The 24,374-nt window shown below is 67.2% G+C and carries 24 protein-coding genes; 18 read left to right on the top strand and 6 right to left on the bottom strand.

Features of this window, described 5'->3' with window-relative positions; genetic code table 11:
• Positions 1 to 5 precede the first annotated feature (5 nt).
• Entirely contained in the window at positions 6 to 920 is a 915-nt protein-coding gene (locus Q5H94_RS01170; protein WP_304559274.1) for a glycosyltransferase, read from the top strand.
• On the opposite strand, the gene Q5H94_RS01165 is transcribed toward Q5H94_RS01170, so the two are convergent.
• From Q5H94_RS01165 to Q5H94_RS01150, 4 genes are all read right to left on the bottom strand, one after another.
• Positions 917 to 1,690, bottom strand: coding sequence for a glycosyltransferase family 2 protein (locus tag Q5H94_RS01165; RefSeq protein WP_304559272.1), 774 nt, complete (start codon positions 1,688 to 1,690; stop codon positions 917 to 919). The genes Q5H94_RS01170 and Q5H94_RS01165 overlap by 4 nt on opposite strands.
• Entirely contained in the window at positions 1,687 to 2,853 is a 1,167-nt protein-coding gene (locus Q5H94_RS01160; RefSeq protein ID WP_304559270.1) for a glycosyltransferase, read from the bottom strand. Before Q5H94_RS01160 ends, Q5H94_RS01165 begins: the two co-directional genes overlap by 4 nt.
• Positions 2,850 to 4,037: a glycosyltransferase gene (locus Q5H94_RS01155; protein ID WP_304559268.1), complete on the bottom strand. Its 1,188-nt coding sequence runs from the start codon at positions 4,035 to 4,037 to the stop codon at positions 2,850 to 2,852. The genes Q5H94_RS01160 and Q5H94_RS01155 overlap by 4 nt, the downstream gene beginning before the upstream one ends.
• 118 nt (positions 4,038 to 4,155) lie before the next feature.
• Positions 4,156 to 5,382, bottom strand: coding sequence for a glycosyltransferase (locus Q5H94_RS01150; protein WP_304559266.1), 1,227 nt, complete (start codon positions 5,380 to 5,382; stop codon positions 4,156 to 4,158).
• 274 nt (positions 5,383 to 5,656) lie between these two features.
• On the opposite strand from Q5H94_RS01150, the gene Q5H94_RS01145 reads away from it, so the two are divergent.
• From Q5H94_RS01145 to Q5H94_RS01125, 5 genes are read left to right on the top strand one after another with little or no spacing between them, the layout of a single operon-like run.
• Positions 5,657 to 6,397: a class I SAM-dependent methyltransferase gene (locus Q5H94_RS01145; protein ID WP_304559264.1), complete on the top strand. Its 741-nt coding sequence runs from the start codon at positions 5,657 to 5,659 to the stop codon at positions 6,395 to 6,397.
• 6 nt (positions 6,398 to 6,403) lie between these two features.
• A complete protein-coding gene (locus Q5H94_RS01140) occupies positions 6,404 to 7,510 on the top strand; it encodes a glycosyltransferase (protein ID WP_304559262.1) in 1,107 nt (368 codons plus the stop codon).
• Positions 7,507 to 8,331 (top strand): FkbM family methyltransferase, encoded by an 825-nt coding sequence (locus Q5H94_RS01135; protein ID WP_304559260.1) that lies wholly within the window; start codon positions 7,507 to 7,509, stop codon positions 8,329 to 8,331. The genes Q5H94_RS01140 and Q5H94_RS01135 overlap by 4 nt, the downstream gene beginning before the upstream one ends.
• Complete coding sequence (locus tag Q5H94_RS01130) at positions 8,328 to 9,455, top strand: glycosyltransferase family 4 protein (RefSeq protein WP_304559259.1); 1,128 nt, start codon at positions 8,328 to 8,330, stop codon at positions 9,453 to 9,455. The genes Q5H94_RS01135 and Q5H94_RS01130 overlap by 4 nt, the downstream gene beginning before the upstream one ends.
• Positions 9,455 to 10,570: a glycosyltransferase family protein gene (locus tag Q5H94_RS01125; RefSeq protein WP_304559258.1), complete on the top strand. Its 1,116-nt coding sequence runs from the start codon at positions 9,455 to 9,457 to the stop codon at positions 10,568 to 10,570. Before Q5H94_RS01130 ends, Q5H94_RS01125 begins: the two co-directional genes overlap by 1 nt.
• Before the next feature lies 1 nt (position 10,571).
• On the opposite strand, the gene Q5H94_RS01120 is transcribed toward Q5H94_RS01125, so the two are convergent.
• Positions 10,572 to 10,922 (bottom strand): class I SAM-dependent methyltransferase, encoded by a 351-nt coding sequence (locus Q5H94_RS01120; protein ID WP_304559256.1) that lies wholly within the window; start codon positions 10,920 to 10,922, stop codon positions 10,572 to 10,574.
• Positions 10,923 to 11,168: 246 nt separating this feature from the next.
• Here Q5H94_RS01120 and Q5H94_RS01115 point away from each other — a divergent pair, with 246 nt between their 5' ends.
• The 9 genes from Q5H94_RS01115 to Q5H94_RS01075 all read left to right on the top strand — a co-directional run bounded on the left by Q5H94_RS01115 (position 11,169) and on the right by Q5H94_RS01075 (position 19,892).
• Positions 11,169 to 11,930: a metallophosphoesterase family protein gene (locus Q5H94_RS01115; RefSeq protein ID WP_304559254.1), complete on the top strand. Its 762-nt coding sequence runs from the start codon at positions 11,169 to 11,171 to the stop codon at positions 11,928 to 11,930.
• Positions 11,931 to 12,360: 430 nt separating this feature from the next.
• Positions 12,361 to 12,711, top strand: coding sequence for a hypothetical protein (locus Q5H94_RS01110; protein ID WP_304559252.1), 351 nt, complete (start codon positions 12,361 to 12,363; stop codon positions 12,709 to 12,711).
• A gap of 447 nt (positions 12,712 to 13,158) precedes the next feature.
• On the top strand, positions 13,159 to 13,899 hold the full coding sequence (locus tag Q5H94_RS01105) for a J domain-containing protein (RefSeq protein ID WP_304559250.1): 741 nt from the start codon (positions 13,159 to 13,161) through the stop codon (positions 13,897 to 13,899).
• Between the two features lie 100 nt (positions 13,900 to 13,999).
• Entirely contained in the window at positions 14,000 to 14,785 is a 786-nt protein-coding gene (locus Q5H94_RS01100) for a sulfite exporter TauE/SafE family protein (RefSeq protein ID WP_304559248.1), read from the top strand.
• A gap of 49 nt (positions 14,786 to 14,834) precedes the next feature.
• The gene (locus Q5H94_RS01095) at positions 14,835 to 16,076 is read left to right on the top strand and encodes a TCR/Tet family MFS transporter (RefSeq protein ID WP_304559246.1); all 1,242 of its coding nucleotides are present in this window, start codon (positions 14,835 to 14,837) and stop codon (positions 16,074 to 16,076) included.
• Positions 16,077 to 16,104: 28 nt separating this feature from the next.
• Entirely contained in the window at positions 16,105 to 16,803 is a 699-nt protein-coding gene (locus Q5H94_RS01090; RefSeq protein ID WP_304559244.1) for a glutathione binding-like protein, read from the top strand.
• 156 nt (positions 16,804 to 16,959) lie between these two features.
• Entirely contained in the window at positions 16,960 to 17,673 is a 714-nt protein-coding gene (locus Q5H94_RS01085) for an EF-hand domain-containing protein (RefSeq protein WP_304559240.1), read from the top strand.
• Between the two features lie 103 nt (positions 17,674 to 17,776).
• On the top strand, positions 17,777 to 18,496 hold the full coding sequence (locus tag Q5H94_RS01080; RefSeq protein ID WP_304559238.1) for a response regulator: 720 nt from the start codon (positions 17,777 to 17,779) through the stop codon (positions 18,494 to 18,496).
• 46 nt (positions 18,497 to 18,542) lie between these two features.
• The gene (locus tag Q5H94_RS01075) at positions 18,543 to 19,892 is read left to right on the top strand and encodes a sensor histidine kinase (protein WP_304559236.1); all 1,350 of its coding nucleotides are present in this window, start codon (positions 18,543 to 18,545) and stop codon (positions 19,890 to 19,892) included.
• On the opposite strand, the gene Q5H94_RS01070 is transcribed toward Q5H94_RS01075, so the two are convergent.
• Entirely contained in the window at positions 19,889 to 20,035 is a 147-nt protein-coding gene (locus tag Q5H94_RS01070) for a hypothetical protein (RefSeq protein ID WP_304559234.1), read from the bottom strand. The genes Q5H94_RS01075 and Q5H94_RS01070 overlap by 4 nt on opposite strands.
• Positions 20,036 to 20,177: 142 nt before the next feature.
• On the opposite strand from Q5H94_RS01070, the gene Q5H94_RS01065 reads away from it, so the two are divergent.
• The 3 genes from Q5H94_RS01065 to Q5H94_RS01055 all read left to right on the top strand — a co-directional run bounded on the left by Q5H94_RS01065 (position 20,178) and on the right by Q5H94_RS01055 (position 24,272).
• Positions 20,178 to 22,043: an ABC-F family ATP-binding cassette domain-containing protein gene (locus Q5H94_RS01065; RefSeq protein WP_304559232.1), complete on the top strand. Its 1,866-nt coding sequence runs from the start codon at positions 20,178 to 20,180 to the stop codon at positions 22,041 to 22,043.
• 2 nt (positions 22,044 to 22,045) lie between these two features.
• Positions 22,046 to 22,588, top strand: a complete 543-nt coding sequence (locus Q5H94_RS01060; protein ID WP_304559230.1) for a pseudouridine synthase — start codon at positions 22,046 to 22,048, stop codon at positions 22,586 to 22,588.
• A 109-nt stretch (positions 22,589 to 22,697) separates the two neighbouring features.
• Positions 22,698 to 24,272, top strand: a complete 1,575-nt coding sequence (locus Q5H94_RS01055; protein WP_304559228.1) for an ABC-F family ATP-binding cassette domain-containing protein — start codon at positions 22,698 to 22,700, stop codon at positions 24,270 to 24,272.
• The last annotated feature ends 102 nt before the right edge of the window (positions 24,273 to 24,374 follow it).

The raw sequence follows: 24,374 nt of genomic DNA, 5'->3' as shown, positions 1-24,374 counted from the left end.
ATTTCGTGACTGAACGCCTCAGCGTCGTGATCTGCACGCACAATCCGCGGGACGCCTATTTCACGCGCGTACTCGCCGCGCTCGAGGCGCAGACCATGCCGCGCGATGCGTGGGAACTGGTCGTTATCGACAACGCCTCGAAAGAACCGTTGAGCGAACGGTACGACCTGTCGTGGCATCCCTCGGCGCGCTTCGTGGTCGAGCCCGAGCTCGGCCTGACGCCGGCACGGATGCGGGCGATCGACGAGGCGGTTGCACCGCTGATGCTGTTCGTCGATGACGACAACGTGCTGCAACCCGACTACCTCCAGGTCGCCGCCGATATCGGCGACACGCACAGCTTTCTCGGCGCGTGGGGGGCGGGCATCCTCGATCCCGAATTCGAGAGCCCGCCGGAGCCCTGGGCGGAGCCGCACCTGATCCAGCTCGCCTTGCGCCACTACGATCAGCCGCATTGGTCAAACGACGTGAGCCACTGGGAATCGACGCCCGTCGGTGCCGGCATGTGCATCCGCACCGTGATCGCTCGGCTCTACCGCGAGGAACTGCGCACTGATCCTGCGCGTGCGAGGCTCGATCGCAAGGGTGACTCGCTCGACGGCGCAGGCGACCTCGACATGGCCTATGTGTCGCGCAAGTTCGGGCTCGGATGGGGCACCTTTCCCATCTTGTCGTTGCTGCACCTGATGCCTGCGTTCCGCATCAGCGAAGACTATCTATTGCGCATCACCGAAGCCGCGAATGCGTCGCTGGTCGTGCTCGCCTCGCGGGTCGGCCGGCCGATCCCGGTACGACAGAATGCGGCGAAGCGGCTGGTGCGCGGCGCACTGACATTCGCGCGCGGCGGAGCGGTGCAGCTGCGCTTCTTCCGCGCCGCCGACAAGGGTGTCGCGCGCGGACTGCGGATGCTGAACGACTAACCCCGCAACCGTCGGTCCGCGATCTCCACCGCCAGCATCAATTCCGCCAGCACCCGCTGCAACGAATAGTAAAGCCCGGCACGCCCATCGAGCACATATCCGCGCCAGAACAATGTGTAGAACACCATGATGAGCGGCGCAGGCCACGCCATCATCCGCAGTTTCTGCAGGCGCGAGCGCCGTTCCGGCGGCAACGATACGATATAGTCCGCTTCGCGCGCGACATAGCCGATCTGCGAGGTGAACCAGCGGCGCGTCGGCTTGCGGTCGTCGTGGCGGATCTTCGCGGCGAGCGGCTGCACGACGCCCTCGATATCGACCTTGTGGCCATGCCCGACGTCGCGATAGCGCGCGCAGGCACGGCGGTAGAGTACGGTGCGCGGCGGGTAGAGCGTGCTGCGCAGCGGCCGGCCGAACACGCAATAGACGAAGGCCGCGCTATAGCCCGCGACGTCGGCACCGGGATCGAGCGCCGCGATCTCGGCGGTGAGCTCCGGGCTCAGTTGGTAATCGGCGTCGAGCGACAGCGCCCATTCGGTGCGGACCTGCTCCAGCCCGAAATTGCATTGCCCGGCAAAGCTGTCGAACGTGCGCGTCACGACGCGGATGCGCGGATCGCGCGCCAGAATCTCCAGCGTGCGATCGGTGCTGCCGCTGTCGATCACCAGGATCTCGCGCGCCCAGCCGAGCGGCGCGAGCGTACGCGCGATGTTCGCCTCCTCGTTGAAGGTGATGATGAGGGGCGTGATACGGTCCGAGAAAGCGCTCATAAAATCACCCAGTCGGGCCGTTCGCCGCCCAGCAGCCAGCCATAGACCGCGCGCATCTGCAGCGCGACCTTGTCCCAGGTAAAGCCGTCCTCGACCAGCGCGCGGCCGCGCGAGCCCATCGCCGACCGCTCGGTTTCGGGCATGGCGAACAGGTCCGACAGGCCGGCGGCAATATCCGCCGTTTCGGGCCCGATGGCGATGGCGGCGCCGGCGTCGAACCCGGCCGGCAGGTTGCATGCCCGCGTCATCGCGACGGGCACGCGGTTCGCGAACGCCTCCAGCACCGACATCGGCACCCCCTCGCTCAGCGACGCGAGCACGAAGGCATCGGCCGCCGCCAGCGCCGCCGCCTTGGCGTCGGCATAGAGCGGCCCGGTGAAATGCACGCGGGCGGCAAGGCCAGCGTCGCGCGCCATCGCCTGCAATTGCGCGCCGTACGCCTCGACGCCCCAGCCGGCGATGACGAAATGCCATTCGGGATGCGCCGGCGCGATGCGGATGAACGCCTCCAGCGTCTTCACGAGGTTCTTCTTCGGGTGCAGCCTCCCGATGAAGAACAGGAACTTCTCCCCCGCCGCCTTGATCGCGCGCACGGCCGGCGGCGCATCGGCGAGCGCGGTCTTTGCGGGCAGCCTCACGCCGTTGGTGACGAGGCAAAACGGCCCCTTCACACCCCATTCGCGCGCCGAATCGAGCTCGGCGGGCGTCATCACATGCAGACACCCCGCCTGCCGCAGCGCGCTGCGTTCGTACACCAGCGCAGCGAACTGCTTCTTCACGCCGGAATTCTGCCGCGCCCACGGGTCGAGCATGCCGTGGGCCGTGGTGACATAGGGCTTGCCGGTGCGGCGGCCCCAATCTCGCGCGACGATCGACGTGTACATCCACATTACCTGCAGATGCGCAACATCGGCATCGTTCGCGGCGAAGGCATCGCGCATTTCGGGCGAATAGCCGAAGCCCATCGGCCCCTTTAGCGCGCCGACGTGGAGCGGAATCTGCCGCCACGCCGCGCGGTCGTTGTCGGTCTCGCGGTCCGCCACACCATATGCCGAGACCTCCGTGTCAGGCAGCGCGCCCAGCGCGAGCGCGAGGTCGCGCTCCACTTCGAAAATGCCTCCCGCGATTCGCGACAGCGACGGGGAGAGGAAGGCGATCTTCACTGGATAAGCATATCCAGCGTCGTCAGCGCGACGACGGACTTGCGATCGTCCGGCCGGTCGACGACCAGCCGCGCCAGCGTGGCGATCGACGCGCCGAATCGCTCAGGCGCCCAATCGGCGATGATGCGCGCGCTCTCGCTACCCATTGCCTGCCCGTCGCCCTCCGCAATCTGTTTCATGCGCGCCGCCAGCGCGCCCTCGTCGGCGGGATCGAAGGTGAGCCCGTTGACGCCATCCTTCACCAGATCGGCGGCGCTGCCGCAACGGTTCGATACGAGCACCGGCAGACCCGATGCCATCGCTTCGTTGACGACCAGCCCCCATTGCTCGGTCGTGCTCGCCAGCACGAACGCGCCGGCGAGGCCGTAATATTTGGGCAGGCCGTCATACTGGACGAACCCCGCGAGCGTCACCGCCTCGCCCAGCCCATGCGCCGCGATACGCGCTTCGACGGCGGGCCGCTCTTCCCCGTCGCCGGCGATCACCAGCCCCCACGGCTGCGCGCCGGCGGCCAGCGTTTCGACGTGATAGCGAGCGTAGGCGTCGATCAGGAACGGCAGGTTCTTCTTCGCGATGAAGCGCGCGCAGCACAGGAAATACCGATCCGGCAGCGCGAGGCTCTGCCTCAGGTCAGGCGTGCGGCGCGCGGCATCGGCACCCGCCGCGAAATAGGCGTTGTCGATCACGTCGTAGCCGGTCGCGATCCGATCCGCCGGCATGCCGAGCGCTTCGAGATAGGCGGCGGCGCGCCTGCCCCCCGCCAGCCCCGCCGCGCACAACGACAGCAGGATGCGCTTGACCATCTCGCGCGTCCACACGCGGCGGCCGTCGTCGCGGTTGCTTTCGCTCATCACGATGACGGGAACCTTCGCGCCGCGGGCCCAGCGCAGCGCGGTGAGCCCGACGTGATCGCTCCAGCCCGGAATCGCGATGACATCGGGCGCGCGCCGCGCGAGCAGGTCGGTCAGGCGCTTGCCGATTTCGCGTTTGCCGGGATCCTGTTCGTTGTGCGGAACGAGCGTTACGCGGTCGAGTACCGTGCCGGTCTCGACCTTGTCCCAGGCATATTCCCTGGACTGGCCGCGTGTCTCGATCGCGATCACCGTCATCCCGGCGGCGGCCGCCGCCTTCAGACGCGCGAGATGATAGGGTCCGAGGTTGTCGAACAGGATCGCGATCCGCAAACTCAACTCCCCCAAAACACACCAAACGCAACACGTCGTTTCGGGTAACTTGCACTGTATCGCTTCGCATATCGTACGCGGTGAACAATCGTGATCCGGCCCCCCTGGATCACGGCAGTCATCGGCGCGATATCGCCCGTCCCACGGTGGGCCACAGGCTTACAAAAAACGTCCCCAGTACCGATCCCCTTCGGCGAGGGCGGCTATACGCGATCTCTGCCAGCCGGCGCAACTCGTCCGCGAACAGCTGGGGCGTCCAGCGTGCTATGATGGCACGGCTCTCCACGCCCATGCTTTGTGCCGTCTCGCCGGTGGCGATGCTCGCCATCCGCGATGCCAGCATGGCGCGGTCGGCCGGATCGACCTTGAAGCCGTTTGCCCCCTCCACGATGAGATCGGGCGCGCAGCCGCACCGTGCGGAGACGATGACGGGCAGCCCGGAGGCCATCGCCTCGTTGACCACGAGTCCCCATTGCTCGATCGCGCTGGGCAGGATGAAGGCGCTCGCCAGCCCGTAATATTTCGGCAGGTCGCCATATTGGATAAACCCCGGCAACAGCACGTGCCGGTCGAGCCCGAGCGCCGAAATCCGCTCCTCGAGTTCAGGACGCAGCGGCCCGTCGCCGATGACCACCAGCGACCAGGCAGAGGCACCAACGCCCGCGCGATATTGCGCGTAGGCGTCGATCAGCCCCGGCAGGTTCTTCTTCTTCACGAACCGCGCCGAACACAGGAAATAGCGCTCCGGCAGGCCGAGCCCCGCGCGCAGGACGGGATCGGCCAACGCGGCTTTCGATCCCTGCTCGAAATGATCGTTGTCGACGACGTCGTAACCGCTCGCGATCCGGTCCCGCGGCATCCCGAGTGCGGAAAGATAGTCTGCGCCGAGCGTGCCGCCGACGATCCCGGCCGAAAACAGGCTGACGATCCTGCGCTTGACGAATTCGGTGACGAAGTGCCGCCGCCGGTCGATCAGGTTGCTCGCGCTCATCACGATCGCCGGCACCTTGTTGCGCCGCGCCCAGCCGAGCGCGACCAGCCCGGCCCGGTCCGACCAGCCCGGCACGGCCAGCACCTGCGGGCGGGCACCGTCGAGCGCCGCGATCACCGCCTGCGCCATCTCGCGGTTGCTCCGCTCCTCCGACACACCAGCGGGGAACAAGGTGACGCGCCGGAATGCCTCCGTCTCGGCGGGCTCCCATGCATATTCGTAGGATCGCGCCGCCACTTCGATCGCGATCACATCGACGGTCTGCGCCGCCGCCGCCAGCCGCGCGATATGATAAGGCCCGAAATTGTCGAACAGAATTGCCACGCGCAGTTTCTGCTGTACGCCGTCGCTCATGTCGCCTCGACGGCGTGACCGCCATGGCGCAGGTGATCAAGGTCCATCTGGCCCTCCCAGGCACTTCACCGAACGCGACCGGTCGTAGTTTTTCCGCGGCCTCTCCCGGGCCATGCGGTCGGGCATCCACTCTATGGGACGCTCCAGTTAACCCGAATTGGGTTTAACGACGAGGCCTGCGTAAAGTCCACCCACTTAACACTGTTTCGTTTTCACTCGCGCTGCGGCGCGGCGCGATGCTAGAGGCGCTGTGATTTCAAGGATGGGGACCGGGATGTTCGAACGCCTGATACAAAAGCGGCCGCGCATCGACATCGCTCTTTCAGCGATCGACAAGGCGCGCCTGAAACTGCCGATTCTCGACCTCAGCCGGCTGTTTCCGCATTTCGACGAGACGCCCGTCACGATCAATCAGGTTCCGCTCGGCCAATGGTCGGCACCGCTCGCCGACGTGATGATGCTGATGAAACTCGTCGCCTGCGCGAAGCCGATGACGATGATGGAGGTCGGCAGCTACCGCGGCTTCACCGCGCTGATGATGGCGCGCCACGCACCGACGGGCGCGCATCTGACCACTGTAGATCGCGAGCCGCAGCACGGCGAGGCGTATCGCACCCTTCCCGAAGCGGCGATGATCACGCGCCGCGTGTGCGAGGTCACGACCGAGGCCTTCGCCGGCGATGCGCCGGGCAGCTACGACCTGATCTTCCTCGACGCCGATCACAGCTATGCGGCGGTGAAGCGCGATTCCGAGATCCTGCTCCCGCTGGTCAAGCCTGGCGGCTACCTCGTCTGGCATGACTACGGCAATTGGGGAAAATTCAGCGGCCACAACGGCGTGCCGGAATATCTGCACGAGCTTTCGGCGACCATTCCCGTCGCCGTCGTCGCGGGATCGCAGCTCGGCATCCACTCGCCCGCCTGGGGCCACGCGCAGGCCGCCGCCTTCAAGGACGCGCTGGTCGACGAGGGCCTGTTCCCCGATCCCTGGGCAAGCGAAGTGGCGCGCGGCTAACCGCGTGTGATCCACCTCTTCGCCGATATCCTGGGCCGGTCCGGCGGGATCGAGACCTATCTGCACGCGCTCGCCACGCACCTGCTGGCGGAGCACGTGCCGTTCCGCATCGTCGTGAGCGAAAACGCCCCCTGCCCCCTGCTCGCCGAGTTGGAGGCCCTAGGCGTCGAGGTCGATCGCCAGCCCCATGTGCCGGGCGACCGCTGGCACGTCCGCAAGCGCCTGCTGGTATGGCGGCTCGCGCGGCGGCTGAAGGCGGACGACTGGGTGTTCTGCGTGCGCCAGCCCTTGCCGGAAATCTACCTTCCGCTCGTCCGCGCGGTACACCGCCGCAAGGCGAAGATCGCCGCGAGCTGGATGTTCGCCCCGCGCTTCCTGCCGCCCCCGCCGGGCCGGCTCGGCCGCAAGTTCAATACGGCGGTGGCAGAGACCGACCGCGTCATCTCCGTCGCGCATTGCAACGTGCCAGAATTCCGCGAGATCTACGGCTACGAAGGGCCGGTTTCCGTGGTGCGCTATCACAATCTGCCGATCCTCGATGCGCCGCTGCCGCTGCCGCCGGGGCCGCCGTGGCGGATCGGCTTTCTCGGCCGGGTCGATATCGCGCAGAAGAACCTCGACGTGATCCTCGATGCGTTCGAGCTGGTGACGAAGCGCCGCAGCGACGTGCTGCTCGACATCCACGGCGACGGCGGCGACCTGGAACGGCTGCAGGCGATGATCGACGAGAAGCTGCTGTCGGGCTTCGTCACGCTGCACGGCGGCTACGACCACCGCCGCGACCTTGCCGACATCGTCGCCGCGCGGCACCTCTTCCTCTACACCTCGCGCTGGGAAGGCGGGCCGTGCTTCTCGCTGATGGAATTGCTGCAGGCCGGGCGCTTCGTCATCACCTCGCCCGTCGGCGGCATTCCCGATATCTACACGGGGCATGAGGAGGCCGGGGTGATGGTCGCCGATCAGGACGTCACCGCCATCGCCGATGCGATCGACGCGGCGATATCGGCGCTGCAAGAGGGTCGCATCGACGCCGCACGCATCCGCGCGCGCTACGAAGAGGAATTCACGATGGCTCACGCCCACGCCGCCTGGTCCGAAGCGCTTCGCCGATGAGCGCCGTCTTCCGCCACGCCGCCACGCTGCTGCGCCAGCCCGGTCTCGCCGTGGAATATGCCGGTTGGCTCGCCAGCAAGGCCGCGACCGGGGGCAAGCCGACGCGCAAGATGCTCGGCGGGATCGAAATCGCCGGTTTCAGCAATTTCTCCGAATATCATTCGGTGCCGCGCTTCATCAACGAAGACGAGCGCGCGTTCCTGGAGACGACCGATTTCGGCACCGGGCCGATCATCGATATCGGCGCCAATGTCGGCCTCGTCAGCCTGGTGCTAGCGCGCCGCTTTCCCGACCGGGCGATCCATGCGTTCGAGCCCAACCCCACGACCTTCCACGCGCTGACGGATAACGTCGCGCGCAACAAGGCGGCCAACGTCCGCTGTCATCAACTGGCGGTATCGCGTGAGGACGGCACCGTCCTGTTCGACAACGATCCGATCAATCGCGGCACGACGAGCATCGCCACGCCCGACAGCAAGTTCAGCACCCAAGTGCCCGCGGTCGCGCTCGACAGCTTCGTCGCCGCGCAAGGCATCGCTTCGATCGGGCTGCTCAAGGTCGATGTCGAGGGCTTCGAGACCTTGGTGTTCGGCGGTGCCAGGCGCGTGCTGGAAGACATTCGTCCCGCGCTGATCTATTTCGAAGTGTGCCCGATCCTGACCGAGCGTGTCGGCTTCCCCGCCGCCGGACCGGCGCAGACGCTCGCCGACGCGGGCTACGATCTGTTCCGCATTGCCGAACGCAATCGCCTTTATGCCGCGACCCCAGCGGACGTCGCATCCGGCTTCATGCTCGAAAACTGGGTCGCGATTCCGCGATGAACCTCCTCGCTTACGTGCATCTGCGCAACATCTACGGATCGACCGGCGCGGGGCGTGTGGCGCGCAACATCGTCGAGGCGCTGCACGCGCTCGGCGAGGACAATCTCCAGATCCTGTGCGACCGCACCGATCGCGAGCGGATCGTGCCACTCGTCGGCGCACCGTGGGACGGCTTCACCTATCACGACTTCACGCTCGACACCTCGAAACAGCAGGCGCGCTGGCTGCTCACCGACCGCCCCAAGGCCGAAAGCTGGTGGCCGGAGGCCGAGCTCGTCTATTGCACCATGGAATCCTACGTGCCGACGAAACGCGCGAAATCCGTCGTGACGTTGCACGACGCCGCCTTCTTTGAGGAGGACGCGCTCGCCCGCAATTTCGCCCGCTGGCGCCAGAGCCTGAAATGGCGACTGATGCATGGCAAGCTCGCGCGTCGCGCCGACATGTTCCACACCGTCTCGCAATTCTCCGCCGATCGTCTCGCGCACTTCTTCCCGGCGATGCGCGACCGGCTCCGCGTCGTTCATAACGGCGTGACCGACGTCTTTTTCGCCCCGCCGACGCCCGAGGGCGAAGCGGGGCTGGCGGCGCTCGGGCTCGCGGACAAGCGCTTTATTCTGCTGCCGCGCGGGCTGGCGTATCGTAAGAATGCCGATCTCGTGCTGGCGGCGTGGCCGGTGCTGCGCGAGCGCCATCCCGATCTGATGCTGGTCATCGGCAGCCATTGCGACCCGGCCTATGCCGCGCGGGCGAAGGCGATGGGCGACGGCATCCTGCTCACCGGCTTCGTCAGTGATGCGGTGTTGCGCTCGCTCTACGGCGCAGCGCAACTCACCTGGGTGCCGTCGCTCTATGAAGGCTTCGGCATACCGATCCTCGAATCGATGGCGTGCGGCACCGCCGTCGTCTCGACGGATACGTCCTCCATTCCCGAAGTCGCGGGGGGTGCCGCCTTGCTGGTCGATCCGCACGACCGCGACGCGCATATCGATACGATCGATCATCTCCTCCACGACGCGGGCGCACGCACCGCACTGATCGCGCGAGGACACGCCCGCGCACAGCATTTCACTTGGTCACGCGCGGCGGAGACGCTGCGCGGCTATATGGCGGATTTGCTCTGATGCCCGCCGGTTTCCTCCTGCTCAGCGCGAACACGCCCTGGGTCTTCGCGCTCGGCGATGCGCTGTCGGTATCGCGGCCGGCGACGGCGATGCGGTTCTACGACTTTCTGACCTGGCGCCGCGAGCGGCCGCGCTGGCCGGAAGGTGCCAGCACCAGCCTGCGCCGCGTACTGCGGGTGATGCCGCCGGGCTATGCCGGGCGCTTCCAGACCATGTTCGCGCCGGCGCTGCGCGCGATGATCGATGCCGAGCGCACGCGGCTGCGGCGTGCGAGCGGCGGCGAGGAGCCGTTCGTGATCGCGCCCTATCCCTATCTCGAGCCCTGGCTCGCGAACGTGCCCGACGATCGGCTGATCTACTACAGCCTCGACGAATACGCCTTCTACGCGCTCGATCGCACCGCGCAGACGCACGCGCAGGAGGATCGGCTGGTGGCGCGCGCGCGCCGCACGATCTGCCTGTCGACCTATCAGGCCGATGTCCTGCGCCGCCGCAATCCTTCGCGCGCGGCCGACATCCTGCATTTCCCGCTCGGCGTGGAGCGCGCCTTCCTCAACCCCGCCCCGGAAGCGCCGCCCGAGCCCGGCACGATCGGCTATGTCGGCAATCTTACCGATCGCGTCGACTGGCCGTTCGTGCGCGCGGTGGCGGAAGCGGCACCCGCACTCACCTTCAACATCGTCGGCTCGCTCACCTGGCTGGCGGACGGCGTCGGCGACCAGCAGCCGCCCGACTGGAAGCAGGCACGCGACGCGGCGCTTGCGCTGCCCAACGTCCACCATCTCGGCGCGGTGCCGCAGGCGGAGGTCGCGCCGTTCTACTGGCGCTCGGCGGTCAACTGGATGCCGTACGATACCGCCCACGGTTTCAACCGCGCCTCCTGCCCGACCAAGATCATGGACGCGATCGCCGCCGGCCGCCCCTTCGCCAGCACCTCGGTGCCCGAGGCGATGCTCTATCCCGAGATGATCCGCATCGCCGACGATCCGGCGGAGATGGCGCGCGTGCTGGCCCACCTCGTCGCGTATCCCGCGCCGCCCGCCGCCGACATGATCGCCTTCGCCCGCGCCCGCACCTGGGATCACCGCGCGGCGGAGCTGCTGACGATGCTCTAGGCTAGGCCTTCAGCGCGAAGATCATCGCATGCGCGCTGCCGAAGCGCGGATCGGTTCCCGCCAGATCATGCGTGTTCATCACGAACACGCGCGAAAACTTCGCGCGGATCTGGTCGAGATTGTCGAAGATCGAATAGCTGCGGCAATTCGGCCAACGCCCCTGCAGCCGCTGGATCGCGCGCCCCGTCCCTGCGCCGATATCGAGGATGCTGGCCGGCTCGCGCGATCCCGCCAATCCGCAGAAGGCCGCGAGCGCCACGCTATGCTCGTCGTCATCGGTGACGTGCAACGCATCGTAATCCTGCGCGGTGCGGGCGTAATAGTCGCGCTGTACCTGGACGTCGTCGATCATCGGGAACCCTTGGCCGCAGTCGCAGCATTATTCACAGAAAAACAGCGAAGGGATCGCGGCGGACATCGGGATTTTCAGTCTGTAGGAAACGCAAGTTTGTTGCCTGCCCCTCAGAAAAGTCTATGCCGCATGTGCAAAGGCCAAGCAAGTTGCGAGGCCGGATAGCCGCGCCTCGTGAGGGCGGCGGCACAGGCGGGCATGCGGCGACGGCGCGGTCGCCGCCTGCCCTGATCAGGGCAAGATTACATGGCGCTGTTCCAGTTCTTGAAGCGTAACCAGCCGACACCGGCCTTCAGCCTGCCTCCCGACACGCGGGCCTATGCGATCGGCGACGTCCACGGCTGCCTCGATCAACTCGCCGATCTGCTCGGCCAGATCGAGGCGGACAGCCGCGCGGCACCGATCGGGCGCGAGTTCGTCATTCTGCTCGGCGATCTGATCGATCGCGGCCCTGACTCGGCCGGCGTGATCGACTATCTGCTGCGGGCGCGCGAAACCCTGCCCAATCCGGTCTTCATCGCCGGCAATCACGAGGAGATGCTGTTGCGCATCGCCGGCGGCGAGGACGAGCAACTGCGCGACTGGCTCGCTTACGGCGGAGATGCGTGCGTGGCGAGCTACGGTCTCGATCCCAAAGACCTGCTGGCGATGCCTTCGAAGTCGGCAATCCGCGCGCTGCGTGCCGCGATTCCCCCGGCGCATCTGGAGTTCGTCGGGAGCTTCGCGGACAGTTTCAAGCTCGGCGATTATCTGTTCGTCCACGCCGGCGTGCGTCCAGGCGTGGCGCTGAAAGACCAGACGATCGCCGATCTGCATTGGATTCGCGACGATTTTCTCAACAGCCCGGCAAGGCTGCCATACCGCGTAGTACATGGCCACTCGATCACGCGCACCCCGGACGAGCGCGACTATCGTATCGGTGTCGATACGGGGGCGTACGCATCGGGTACGCTTACCGCCGTACGGATCGAGGGAACGGAGCGAAGTTTCATCACGTCGCGCAAATGAGGTCAAAACCTTATCCGGGCTTTGATCGCAGCACTACATAGTGTCTCGTGGCGAGACTGCCTACAATAACAAGAACTCTTGTCGAGAAAATCGCAGTCTTTCTTGTCGAATACATCGCTTAACAATCGATCTATTGTGCGATTGTGCGCCTGCGAAAATTTAACTTTTGTTTAAGCGGCGCTCGTTACAAGTGTGTCGAGGCGGCAACACCGAACGAATTGAAGATTTTCGGTCGCTTTTGGGATAGACAGCGGAACGGCTATCCCATATCAGAGTTTCAAGCGTACAGTAGTCCTGAACGAAGGTTCCAGTGGTTCCTTGGTTGGTTTGAAGGAGACATAAATTGTCGGTTTCCCGTGGAATTGCAGCCCTTTTGGTGGCGAGCTTGTCCGTCCCGGCGTTCGCTGGCTCGGCCCAACCCGTCGGTAGCGTGACTGCTGCCAGCGCGGGAACCTTCGTCTCGCGCGATGGCAAGATGCTCCCGGTCAAGGCTGGCAGCGCGCTGTACACCGGCGACAAGCTGATCACGCGCAACGGTGCCCGCGCCCGCGCTGCCCTGTCGGGCTGCAACGTCTCGCTGAGCCCGGTATCGGTCGTCAGCGTCGGCGCCAGCAAGGCTTGCGCGACGCCGAAGTCGCTCGCGGTCGCCGCTCCTGAAGACGAAGCTGCCGCCGGCGGCGAAGGTGGTGCCGGTGCCGGTACTTACGTTCTCGGCGCTCTCGCACTGGGTGCTGCCGGCCTCGGCATCTACCAGGCGACCAACAACCCGCCGAGCCCGTGATCTCACGGGCTTGATGTCGGCCTGCGGTCGATTTCAAGGCAATGTTTCGAGAAGGCCAGCGCGGCATTGCCGGGCTGGCCTTTTTCGTGTGCGGCGCGGTGGCGAGCGATTGTCCCCGCCAAGCGCGCGCCATCCGCGACCGTCTGACGGCGCTCGACCCGCCATCCGACGACGCGGCTTCGCCGCGGTGCGCCGGAAAGAGCCTCCGCGGTCGGACGCCTTGTCCAAGTCTGTCCTACTCGGCCGCAGCGTGTCAGAATGGCCGTGCGCTTTCTCGCGTCACACGCATCACTCACCCGCACACGCATCGACGCACCATCCGCCACCTTCCCGGACTGCATGCCACCAGTGCAATCTTAGGGTGACCGTCCCTTCCCGAATCGAAGCGCACCGCCGCCGTCTCGCCCGTTGCGCACGGCCGACAATCGACTAAGAATCGCGTCCGTGATGAACCCCTATGCCGTGCTGGGACTGGCGCAGGACGCCGACGGCGTCGTGATCCGCGCGGCGTGGAAGGCGCTCATCGCGAAACATCACCCCGATCTCACCGACGATCCGGCATCGTATCAGCGCGCGACCGAGATCAACCAGGCCTATGCCATCCTCGGAGACCCCGCGCGCCGTGCCGCCTTCGATCGCGGCCGCTCCTCTCGCTCGGGGCCCGCCGGCATCGCGCTGATCGAGCTCCGCACCGACGCCGCGCCCGCCGCGCTCAGCGGCACCGCCGCAGCGCCGCCACGCCGCAGCCTGCGACGCCGGGTCGCGGACATAGCGTTCACCGCCGCGCTGCTCCTGACCGCAGGTGCGACCGTGTTCGCCATCCAATGGTTCGACGACAGCCAGCAGAGCATCGCCAGCCAACGCCCCGCCCCGCCGCTTCGCCCGGCACGCGCGTCGGCCGACCTCGTGGACGCCGCGCCGGCCGCCACCCCGACCGCGATCGCCTCCGAGCTTGAGCGTATTGCAGCCATGACGAAGCCTGCCGTCCCGTCGCGATCGAGCGAGCAGATCCTGCTTGGCGAACAGCATTTCGAACAGTTGGTGCGACGCTCCGGCCGGGCGGCTGCCGTCGCCTACAGCCTGCGCTGCAACAAGCTGGCGAGCGCGAATGCGTCCGCGGATATCTTCGACTTCTGCACCGGCTTCGACCAGGCGCTGCGGCGCGTCGCTAGCGGGCCCGCGAGCTGAGCCGCGCCATACCGCATCATTGCAGCCCCCAAGCTTCCGTTTGTTGTCCCCACCCCTTGCGGCGGTGCATGGGGCGTGACTGCCTCTCGCCGGAATCTGCATGATCTTCTCCGCCATCAACCCGCTCTATTCGCTCGCCGGGCTCGCGGTCGGAATTCTGGTTGGGCTGACGGGCGTCGGCGGGGGATCGCTGATGACACCGCTGCTGGTACTCGCCTTCGGCTTCCACCCCGTCACGGCGGTGGGCACCGATCTGCTCTACGCCTCGGCGACGAAGGCGGTCGGCACGGGCGTCCACGGCTTCAACCGTACCGTCGATTGGGCGGTGGTGCGCCGCCTCGCCACCGGCAGCGTGCCCGCGACGATCCTGACGCTGATCGCGCTCAACTACGCCGGCAAGCATTACGAGGGCACGACGCACGCCATTACCATCATCCTCGGTGTCACGCTGATTTTGACCGCGATCGCGATGCTGTTCCGCGGCGTCATCCTCGCGCGCCTCTCGGGGGCGACGGACGATCTGCCGAACCGCCGCATCGCCGCCCTCACCGTCGTGCTCGGCGCGGTGCTCGGCATCCTTGTCTCGCTCACTTCGGTCGGCGCAGGCGCGATCGGGATGACGGCGCTGCTCGCGCTCTACCCGCGCCTGCCGACCAACCGGCTGGTGGGATCGGACATCGCCCATGCCGTCCCGCTGACGCTGATCGCGGGCATGGGGCACTGGTTCCTCGGCGCGGTCGATCTCGGCCTGCTCGCCTCGCTGCTGATCGGGTCGATCCCCGGCATCATCGCCGGCAGCCTGCTGTCGGCGCGCGTGCCCGATGTCGCGCTGCGCACGATGCTTGCGATCACGCTCGTGCTGGTCGGCGTCAAGCTGCTGTTCTAAGCGCGCCGCGCGTGATAGCGCGGCCCCGCTGTAAGGGGAGCGGCGGGTAATGCGGTTCGAACATCGTGCGGTGCCGATCGTGTTGTCGGCCGTGCTGATCGACACGATCGGGTTCGGCATCGTCCTGCCGGTGCTGCCCTCGCTGATCATGCACCTCGCGCACAACACGCTGGCCGATGCCGCGCGCACCGGCGGCGCCTTGCTGATCGCCTTCTCGGTCGCGCAATTCTTCGCCGGGCCGGTTATCGGCAGCCTCGGCGATCATTTCGGGCGGCGGCCGGTGCTGCTGCTGGCGATGCTCGCCTTCGCCATCGATTATGCGCTGATGGCGTTCGCGCCGACGATCGGCTGGCTGTTCCTCGGGCGCGTGATCGCCGGAGTGGCGGGCGCGGTCTACGGGCCCGCCAACGCCGTCATCGCCGACGTGACCCCGCCGGAGAAGCGCGGTGCCGCCTTCGGGCTGATGGGCGCGGCGTTCGGCGTCGGCTTCATCATCGGCCCCGCGATCGGCGGGCTGCTGTCGGTGTTCGGCCCGCGCGCGCCGTTCCTCGTCGCGGGCGGCCTCGCGCTGATCAACGCCATCTGGATCGGCTTCGTCATGCCCGAGACGTTGAAACCCGAGGACCAGCGCGATTTCGAGTGGAAGCGCGCCAATGCCTTCGGTGCGTTCATCCCGCTGTTCAACGCCGGCGGTGCGCTGCCGCTGATCGTCACGGCTTTCTTCTGGCAGATCTGCCAGATGGTCTATCCCTCGACCTGGGCCTTCTGGTGCGAGGCGCGCTGGGGCTGGAGCGCGCGCGAGGTCGGCTGGTCGCTGGCGGCGACGGGCGTGATGATGGCACTCACGCAGACATTGCTGACCGGCCGCCTGATCGCGCGCTTCGGCGAGGAGCGCACACTCGTGATCGGCATGGTGGCGGCGACGGCGGTGTTCATCGCCTTCAATTTCATCACCGCGCCGTGGATGGTCTTTCCGCTGCTCGCGGTCGGGACGATGATGGGCGTCGTTTTCCCCTCGCTCAATGCGGTGCTGTCGCGGATGGTCGATGCGTCCAACCAGGGATCGCTGCAGGGCGGCATGTCGAGCGTGGGCAGCGCCGCCGCCGTCATCGGCCCGCTGATGATGACGCAGGTGCTCGCCAGCGGCACCGAGCACGGCGTGCCCGGCGCGGCCTTCCTGCTGTCGGCGGCGATAGCGTTGCTCTCGCTGGGAATAGTCTTTGTCGGCGTGATCCGTCCGCTGCGCGCCCGCGCGACGGTTGCCGGAGGCGAGCCCCCGCCCCATCTGTGACGCGACCGGAACCTACGGAGCGCATGAGATGATCGACCTCTTCTACTGGCCCACGCCGAACGGCCACAAGATCACGCTGTTTCTGGAAGAGGCCGGGGTCGATTACGAGATCAAGCCGGTCAACATCGGCGCGGGCGATCAGTTCAAGCCCGATTTCCTCGCCATCGCGCCGAACAACCGGATGCCCGCCATCGTCGATCACAACCCGGTCGATCGCGGCGATCCCGTTTCGGTGTTCGAATCGGGCGCGATCCTGCTTTACCTCGCCGAGAAGCACGGGAAGTTCCTGCCGCGCGACCTGCGCGGGCGCACTGCGACGATCCAGTGGCTGATGTGGCAGATGGGCGGGCTCGGGCCGATGGCCGGGCAGAACCATCACTTCAGCCACTATGCGCCAGAGAAGATCGACTACGCCATCAAACGCTACGTCAACGAAACCAACCGCTTGTACGGCGTACTCGACAAGCAGCTCGAGGACCGCGCCTTCCTGACGGGCGACTATTCGATCGCCGACATGGCCGCCTATCCGTGGATCGTGCCGCATGAGAACCAGGGCCAGAATCTCGACGATTTCCCCAACGTGAAGCGCTGGTTCGAGAAGATCAAGGCGCGCCCGGCGACGATCATCGCCTACGCCAAGGGCTCCGAGATCCAGGCGGTGCGCCCGCCGATGACCGACGAGGAACGCAAGATCCTGTTCGGGCAGACGAGCAAGACGGCGGCGTAACCGATAATCCTCCCCCTTGCGGGGGAGAATTGAACCGGCCTGCGACAAGTTGCGACACTTTCGCGGATTGCTGACAAAGCCCGGCGACAGCTACCTTCTACTTCAGCGTGGACGATCCCGGAAAAGGCCGGGTGTTTCCACGAGGATGTTGATGCAATGAGGAAAATTCTGCTCGCCGCCGCGCTCGCCGGCGCCGCCGTCTCCGGGCTGACCGGCACCGCGCTGCTGGCGCAATATGCCGGCAACGCGGCGCGTGGCGATACGGACGGCGACGGCTTCATCTCGCGCGCCGAGTTCACCGCTCGCGCCGAGGCGCGCTTCGCCGCTCTCGACGTCAACAGGGACGGGAAGATTTCCGCCGACGAGATGCAGGGCCGTGGAGGCCGCATGCTCTCCGCCGCCGCCGGCCCCGACGGCACGGTGACGAAAGCCGCCTTTCTGAAGCTCTCGAACGATCGCTTCGACAAGCTGGACACCAATCATGACGGCAAGCTCTCCGACACCGAGATGCAGGCGATGCGCGGTCACTTCGGTGGTCGTGGCGGTCGCGGCGCGGGCGGCGGCCCCGGTGAGGACGGCCCGCCGCCGCCCCCGCCGGGAGACATAGGCGGCCATCGCGGTCATCACGGCAATTTCCTCGCAAAGCTCGACACGAACGGCGACAATCGTATCAGCCGCGACGAAATGCGCGCAAATGCCGACAAACGGTTCAATAAGCTGGACACGAACCATGACGGCTACATCGACAAGGCGGAGATGGATGCGCTACGGGGGCGCATGAAGATGCACGGCCGGGGCGACATTGCGCCTCCGCCGCCACCACCAGTTCCCGGCGCTCCCGCAGCGCCGCAACAGGACGCCGGCCAGTAATCCCCTCTGGTCCGGTCGCCGGGCGGGCACCCCCCCTCTCGCCCGCCCGGCATTTTTCCCGCCACTTTCTGCGATTGGCGCTGCCATGCTAAGCCAAGAAACCATGGGCGACACTCCGCACATCCTGCTGGTCGACGACGAGCGCTCGATTCGCGAACCGCTCGCGCAGTTCCTGACCAAGCAGGGCTTCCGTGTGACGCAGGCGGGCGATGCCGAGGGCGCGCGGATGCGGCTGGCGGCCTATGCGATCGATCTCGTCATCCTCGACATCATGATGCCCGGCGAGGATGGGCTGAGCCTGTGCCGCCACATCCGCGGCACGGGCGAGATTCCCGTCATCCTGCTCACTGCCAAGACCGAGGAGACCGACCGCATCGTCGGGCTCGAGATCGGCGCGGACGATTATGTCGTGAAACCCTTCTCCCCGCGCGAACTCGCGGCGCGCGCAAAGGTGATCCTGCGCCGCGCGGCGGCGGGCGGCGCGCGCCAGCATGCGCCCGCCAGCGGATCGTTCGCCTTCGCCGGCTGGGTGCTGAAATCGGGCGAACGCGCGCTGGTCGACCGCGAGGGCGTGTCGGTGCCGCTGTCGACCGGCGAATACAACCTCCTCCACGCGCTGGTGACGCGCCCGCGCCAGGTGCTCACGCGCGACCAGTTGCTCGATCTCACGCAGGGCCGCGAGGCCGCCGCCTTCGACCGCGCGATCGACAACCAGGTCAGCCGCCTGCGCCGCAAGATCGAGACCGATCCCAAGAACCCCGAACTCATCAAGACGGTGTGGGGCGGCGGCTACACGCTCGCGGCCGAAGTGACGCGGCTTTGAGGCCTGACCTTTCTCTTATAGCCCCTCCCCTGAAGGGGAGGGGAGCATGAGATTCTGGCCGCGCAATCTCTCCGGGCAGATGGTGCTGCTCGTCGCGCTGGCGCTGTTCGTCGCGCAGGCGATCAACTTCGCGACCTTTTTACAGGACCGGCGTCAGGCGCGTTACGATCAGGCGACCGGCCCAGCCGTCGCGCGCATCGTCGATGCGGTGGAACGCGCGAAGACCGGCCGCATCCTGCCCTCGGACCGCGACAACGGGCGTGGCCGCGTACAACTGCTGCCCGCCTCCCCGGTCAATCCGGCGGGCGAGCATCGCAGCGATATCGAAACCGGCCTGCGCAGCGAACTCCACGAAGCCGGGCTCGACGCGGGCAAGATCGAGACCGAAGTGCGCGATTTCGGCCCCGGCGACCGCCGCTTTCGCCGCATGGGCCAACGCTTCGCCGACCGCGCGGCGCGCAGCGGGGGCGAATTGATCATCGCCGTCGAGCAGCCGGGTCAGGGCTGGTACGTCCTGCGCGCACCGTGGCCCCGCGCGGAGGCGTATCTCGTCTGGCGCTTGCTCTGGCAGACGATCGTGCTGTGGGTGATCGTGCTGATCCCCGTCGCCTGGGCGGCCCGGCGCATCGCCAAACCGCTGCGTACCCTCGCCGCCGCCACGCGCGACTTCCGGCCGGGCGAGGCAGTCGTTCCGGTCGAGGAAGCCGGCCCGCAGGACGTGCGCGACGTGATCTCCGCCTTCAACGCGCTCGCCTTGCGCGTCACGGCGATGCTCGACGAAAAGGACCGGATGCTCGGCGCGATCGGCCATGACCTGCGCACGCCGCTCGCGGCGCTGCGCGTCCGCATCGAATCGGTCGATGACGACGACGATCGCAACAAGATGGCCGACACGATCGACGAGATGAACCGCACGCTCGACGACATCCTTTCGCTCGCGCGCTTGGGCCGGCCGAGCGAACCGCTAACCGAGGTCGATCTGGCTGCTTTGGTCGAGGCGGTGGTCGACGATTTCCTCGATCTCGGCGCGGAAGTCGCGTGCGAGGAATCGGCGCGGCTGAGGATGCGCCTGCGCCCCTCGCTGATGCGCCGGGCTCTCCGCAACCTGATCGAGAATGCGCTGAAATACGGCAGCGAGGTCGAGGTGAAGCTGGTCGAGGCACCGCGCGAGGTGCAGATCATGGTCTGCGACCGCGGCCCCGGCATTCCGGAGGACCGGCTGAACGACGTGTTCGAGGCGTTCACCCGGCTGGAAAGCTCGCGCAACAAGGAGACCGGGGGCATCGGCCTCGGCCTCGCCCTCACCCGCGCGATCGTGCGCGAGGCGGGCGGCGACGTGACCCTCGCCAACCGCGACGGCGGCGGGCTGGAGGCGGTGATAACGCTGCCGCGCTAGTTGGCGCGGCGGCCCTCACCACGCGGCGGATCGACGCGGAAACCGTCCTCGATACGCGCACGGTCTGTGCGCCGCCGCAGCTTCTCCGCAATCACGCGAGCGACCAGTTCGTGATCCGCCCTGAAATGAATGGACGCGTTCATGAATGCTCCCCTTTCTGCCGCCGGGGACAATTCGGCTCGTCGCCGACAGGCAACGATTCAACGAGCGCGAGTCGCGATTTGTTCCGCTGTTTTTCGAGCGGAGGTGACGAATGCTGCACCGCATGATAAGCGCGCCCGCATCATGCTCAACATCAATGGCATCACGGTGCGCCTCGGCGGGCGCACGATCCTCGACAACGCCTCGGCGACCTTGCCGGCGAAGAGCCGTGTCGGCCTGATCGGCCGCAACGGCGCGGGCAAGTCGACGCTGATGAAGGTGATGATCGGCGCGCTCGATCCCGACAACGGCGAGATCGAAATGCCGCGCAAGACGCGCATCGGCTACCTCCAGCAGGAGGCCCCGCACGGCACCGCCACGCCGATCGAGACCGTGCTGGCGGCGGACGTCGAGCGCGCGGCGTTGCTCACCGAATCCGAGACGTGCGAGGATGCCGACCGGCTCGGCGAGATTTACGAGCGGCTCGGCGCGATCGACGCCTATACCGCGCCGGCCCGCGCCTCGGGCATCCTCGTCGGCCTCGGCTTCGACGAGGACATGCAGAACCGCCCGCTCGACAGCTATTCGGGCGGCTGGAAGATGCGCGTTGCGCTCGCCGCTTTGCTGTTCTCCGAGCCCGATCTGCTGCTGCTCGACGAGCCTTCGAACCACCTCGATCTCGAAGCGACGCTGTGGCTCGAGAATTTCCTGAAGTCCTATCCCAATATGATGGTCGTCATCAGCCACGAGCGCGATCTGCTCAACAACGTCGTCGACACGATCCTCCACGTCGAGGGCGGGCGCGTAGCGATGTACACCGGCAATTACGACAGCTTCGAACGTCAGCGGGCCGAACGTGCCGCACAGCTCGCCGCCGCCAAGGCGTCGCAGGACGCCCAGCGCGCCAAGCTGCAGGAATATATCGCCAAGAATTCCGCCCGCGCCTCCACCGCGAAACAGGCCCAGTCGCGCCAGAAGATGCTGGCGAAGATGCAGCCGATCGCGGCGATGTCCGAAGATCCGACACTCTCGTTCGAATTCCCCAGCCCGGACGAACTCAAGCCGCCGCTCATCACGCTCGATATGGCGACGGTCGGCTACGGCGAAAAACCGATCCTCCAGCGCCTCAACCTGCGGCTCGATCCCGACGACCGGATGGCGCTGCTGGGGCGCAACGGCAACGGCAAGACCACGCTTGCGCGCCTGCTCGCGGCGCAGCTCGCGCCGATGGACGGCGGCATGACCGCGTCGGGAAAGATGCGCGTCGGCTATTTCACCCAGTATCAGGTCGAGGAGCTCGACGGCGACGACACGCCCGTCGAGACGATGATGCGCGTGATGCCCGGCAAGACGCCCGCCGCCGTGCGCGGGCAGCTCGGCCGCTTCGGCTTCGCGGGCGACAAGGCGACGACCAAGGTCGGCAAGCTCTCGGGCGGCGAGCGCGCGCGCCTCGCGCTCGCGCTCATCACGCGCGAAGCTCCGCACATGCTGATCCTCGACGAGCCGACCAACCACCTCGACGTCGATGCGCGCGAGGCGCTGGTGCAGGCGCTCAACGCCTATGAGGGCGCCGTGGTGATCGTCAGCCACGACCGCCACATGATCGAGCTCACCGCCGACCGGCTGGTGCTGGTCGATGGCGGCACCGCGAAGGAATATAACGGCAGCATGGAGGATTATATCGCCTTCGTGCTCGCCGGCGACGACAAGGAAACCGCCGCCAAGGCCAAGGCCGTCGCCAAGGAAAAGAGCGCCGATGCCGAGGCCCGCGCCCAGAGCGACGCCCTGCGCAAACGCGCGCACGAGGCCGAGGCGCTGGTTGCCAAGCTCACCCGCCAGCGCGACGCGATCGACCGCGCCATCGCCGATCCGTCTGCGGCCGAACCGTGGCTCGCGCGGATGAACCCGGCGCAGATCGCGCGGGAACAGGCGCAAGTGGCGAAAAAGCTGGAGACGGCCGAGGCGGTATGGTTCGAGATCAGCGAATCGCTGGAGGCGATCGCGGCGTAGCGATGCGCCTGATCCTGTTCAACAAACCCTATGACGTGCTCTGCCAGTTCACCGACGGCGGATCGCCGCGCGCGACGCTGGCGGATTTCATCGCGGTGCCGGGGGTCTACCCCGCCGGCCGGCTCGACCGCGACAGCGAGGGGCTGCTCCTGCTGACCGACGACGGCCGCCTGCAGGCGCGCATCGCCGATCCGCGCTTCAAACTGCCCAAGACGTATCTCGTGCAGGTCGAGGGCGATCCGCAGGTGGAAAGCCTCGACCGGCTGCGGAAGGGCGTCACGCTCAATGACGGCCCGACGCGCCCGGCCGAGGTCGAGCGCATCGCAGACCCGCAGCTCTGGCCGCGCGATCCGCCCGTCCGCTTCCGCAAGAGCGTGCCCGATTGCTGGCTGAAACTGACGATCCGCGAGGGGCGCAACCGGCAGGTGCGCCGCATGACCGCCGCGATCGGCCACCCCACCCTGCGGCTGGTGCGCTGGCGGATCGGCGACTGGGCTCTCGACGATCTGCCGCCGGGCGAATGGCGCGAAGTACCGGCCCCGTAACCCTTGCACGCCCCGCCCGGCCGCCGCATATCTTCGGCGCAACCAATGGAGGCCAACATGAACGATCGGACGAACGCCGCTTTCCCGTTCCCCGCATCGCGAGTGCCCCATGTCCGCGCTTCTCACCCTCACCGATCTCTCCGCCGCAACCCCTGATGGGCGCACACTTTTCTCAGGGCTGACGCTGTCTGTCGGCGCGCGCGACCGCATCGGCGTGGTCGGCCGCAACGGCAGCGGCAAGTCGAGCCTGCTCGCTATCGTCGCGGGTGTCGCAGCCCCGGCGACCGGCCATGTCGCCCGCACCGGCCGCATCGGCACGCTCGCGCAGGACTGGCCCGAGATATTGTCCATCGCCGAGGCCCTCGGCATCCAAGCGGTGCGCGCCGCCACTGCGCGCATTGAGGCGGGCGAAGGCAGCGAGGCCGATTTCGCCGCCGCCGACTGGACGCTGGAGGCACGTGTCGCCGAAGCACTGGCGGAAACCGGCCTCGCCGCGCTCGATCTCGACCGCCGCATCGCCACGCTCTCTGGCGGCGAGCGTACCCGCGTCGGCCTCGCGCGGCTGCTGATCGAAGCCCCCGATTTGATCCTGCTCGATGAGCCCACCAACAATCTCGACGCCGCCGGGCGCACGGCGGTGGCGGCCATGCTTGCGCGCTGGCGCGGCGCGGCGATCGTCGTCAGCCATGATCGTACCCTGCTGGAAGGCGTCGACCGCATCGTCGAACTGCGCGCCATCGGCGTGCGCCAGGTCGGCGGCGGCTGGTCCGCCTTCGCCGCCGAGCGCGATGCCGAACGCGCCCGCGCCGAGGCCGAACGTGATGCCGCCGCGCGCGCCGCGAAAACCGCAGACCGCGCCGCGCAGGACCGGCGCGAGGCCAAGGCACGCCGCGACAAGGCGGGCCGCGCCTACGCCGCCAGCGGCAGCGCGCCGAAAATCCTGCTGGGCCGTCAGGCCGAGCGTGCCGAAAACACCGCCGGGCGCGACGATCGCCTCGCCGAGCGGCAGGCCGAGGCCGCAGGCGACCGCCTCGCCGCCGCCCGCGCGGAGGTGGAAATCGTCACCCCGCTCACCATCGACCTGATGCCGACCGGACTGCCCGCGAACAGCGAACTGCTGGCGATGGACGCCGCGACGCTTGCCCTCGGCGACCGCATCCTCGGGCCGTGGAGCCTGTCGATCCGCGGCCCCGAGCGTATCGCGATCACCGGGCCGAACGGCGCGGGAAAATCCACGTTGCTCCGCCTCGCGCTCGGCACCCTTGCGCCCTCGTCGGGCTCCGTGCGCCGCGCCGAGGGGCGCCTCGCGATGCTCGACCAGCATGTCGGCCTGCTAGATCCCGCCGCGACGATCCTCGACACTTTCCGCCGGCTGCATCCGGGCCTCGATGCGAACGCGGCCCACGCCGCCCTCGCGCGCTTCGCCTTCCGCAATCGCGATGCGGATCGCATCGTCGCCACGCTCTCGGGCGGCGAGCGCCTGCGCGCCGGTCTCGCCTGCGTGCTCGGCGGCCCGCAGCCCGCGCGCTTGCTGCTGCTCGACGAGCCGACCAACCACCTCGACATCGCCTCGATCGAAGTATTGGAGGCCGCGCTGACTCGCTACGACGGCGCGTTACTGGTGGTCAGCCACGACCGCCGCTTCCTGGAAGCGATCGGGATCGAACGCGAAGTGAAAGTGTAGGCCAGCTTAACTTGGGTAAACCCGCCCATGACGTTTCCGCGTTTACAGTCGCGGCCGCGCCCGATACTCAAACCGCAATTAAAAAAGAAGAGTCGCACCAAA

It is taken from the genome of Sphingomonas immobilis (assembly GCF_030580995.1).
GTDB classification, from domain to species: Bacteria; Pseudomonadota; Alphaproteobacteria; order Sphingomonadales; family Sphingomonadaceae; genus Sphingomonas; species Sphingomonas immobilis.
Note: the sequence above shows the minus strand (reverse complement) of the source record. Positions and strands in the feature narration are given on the sequence as shown.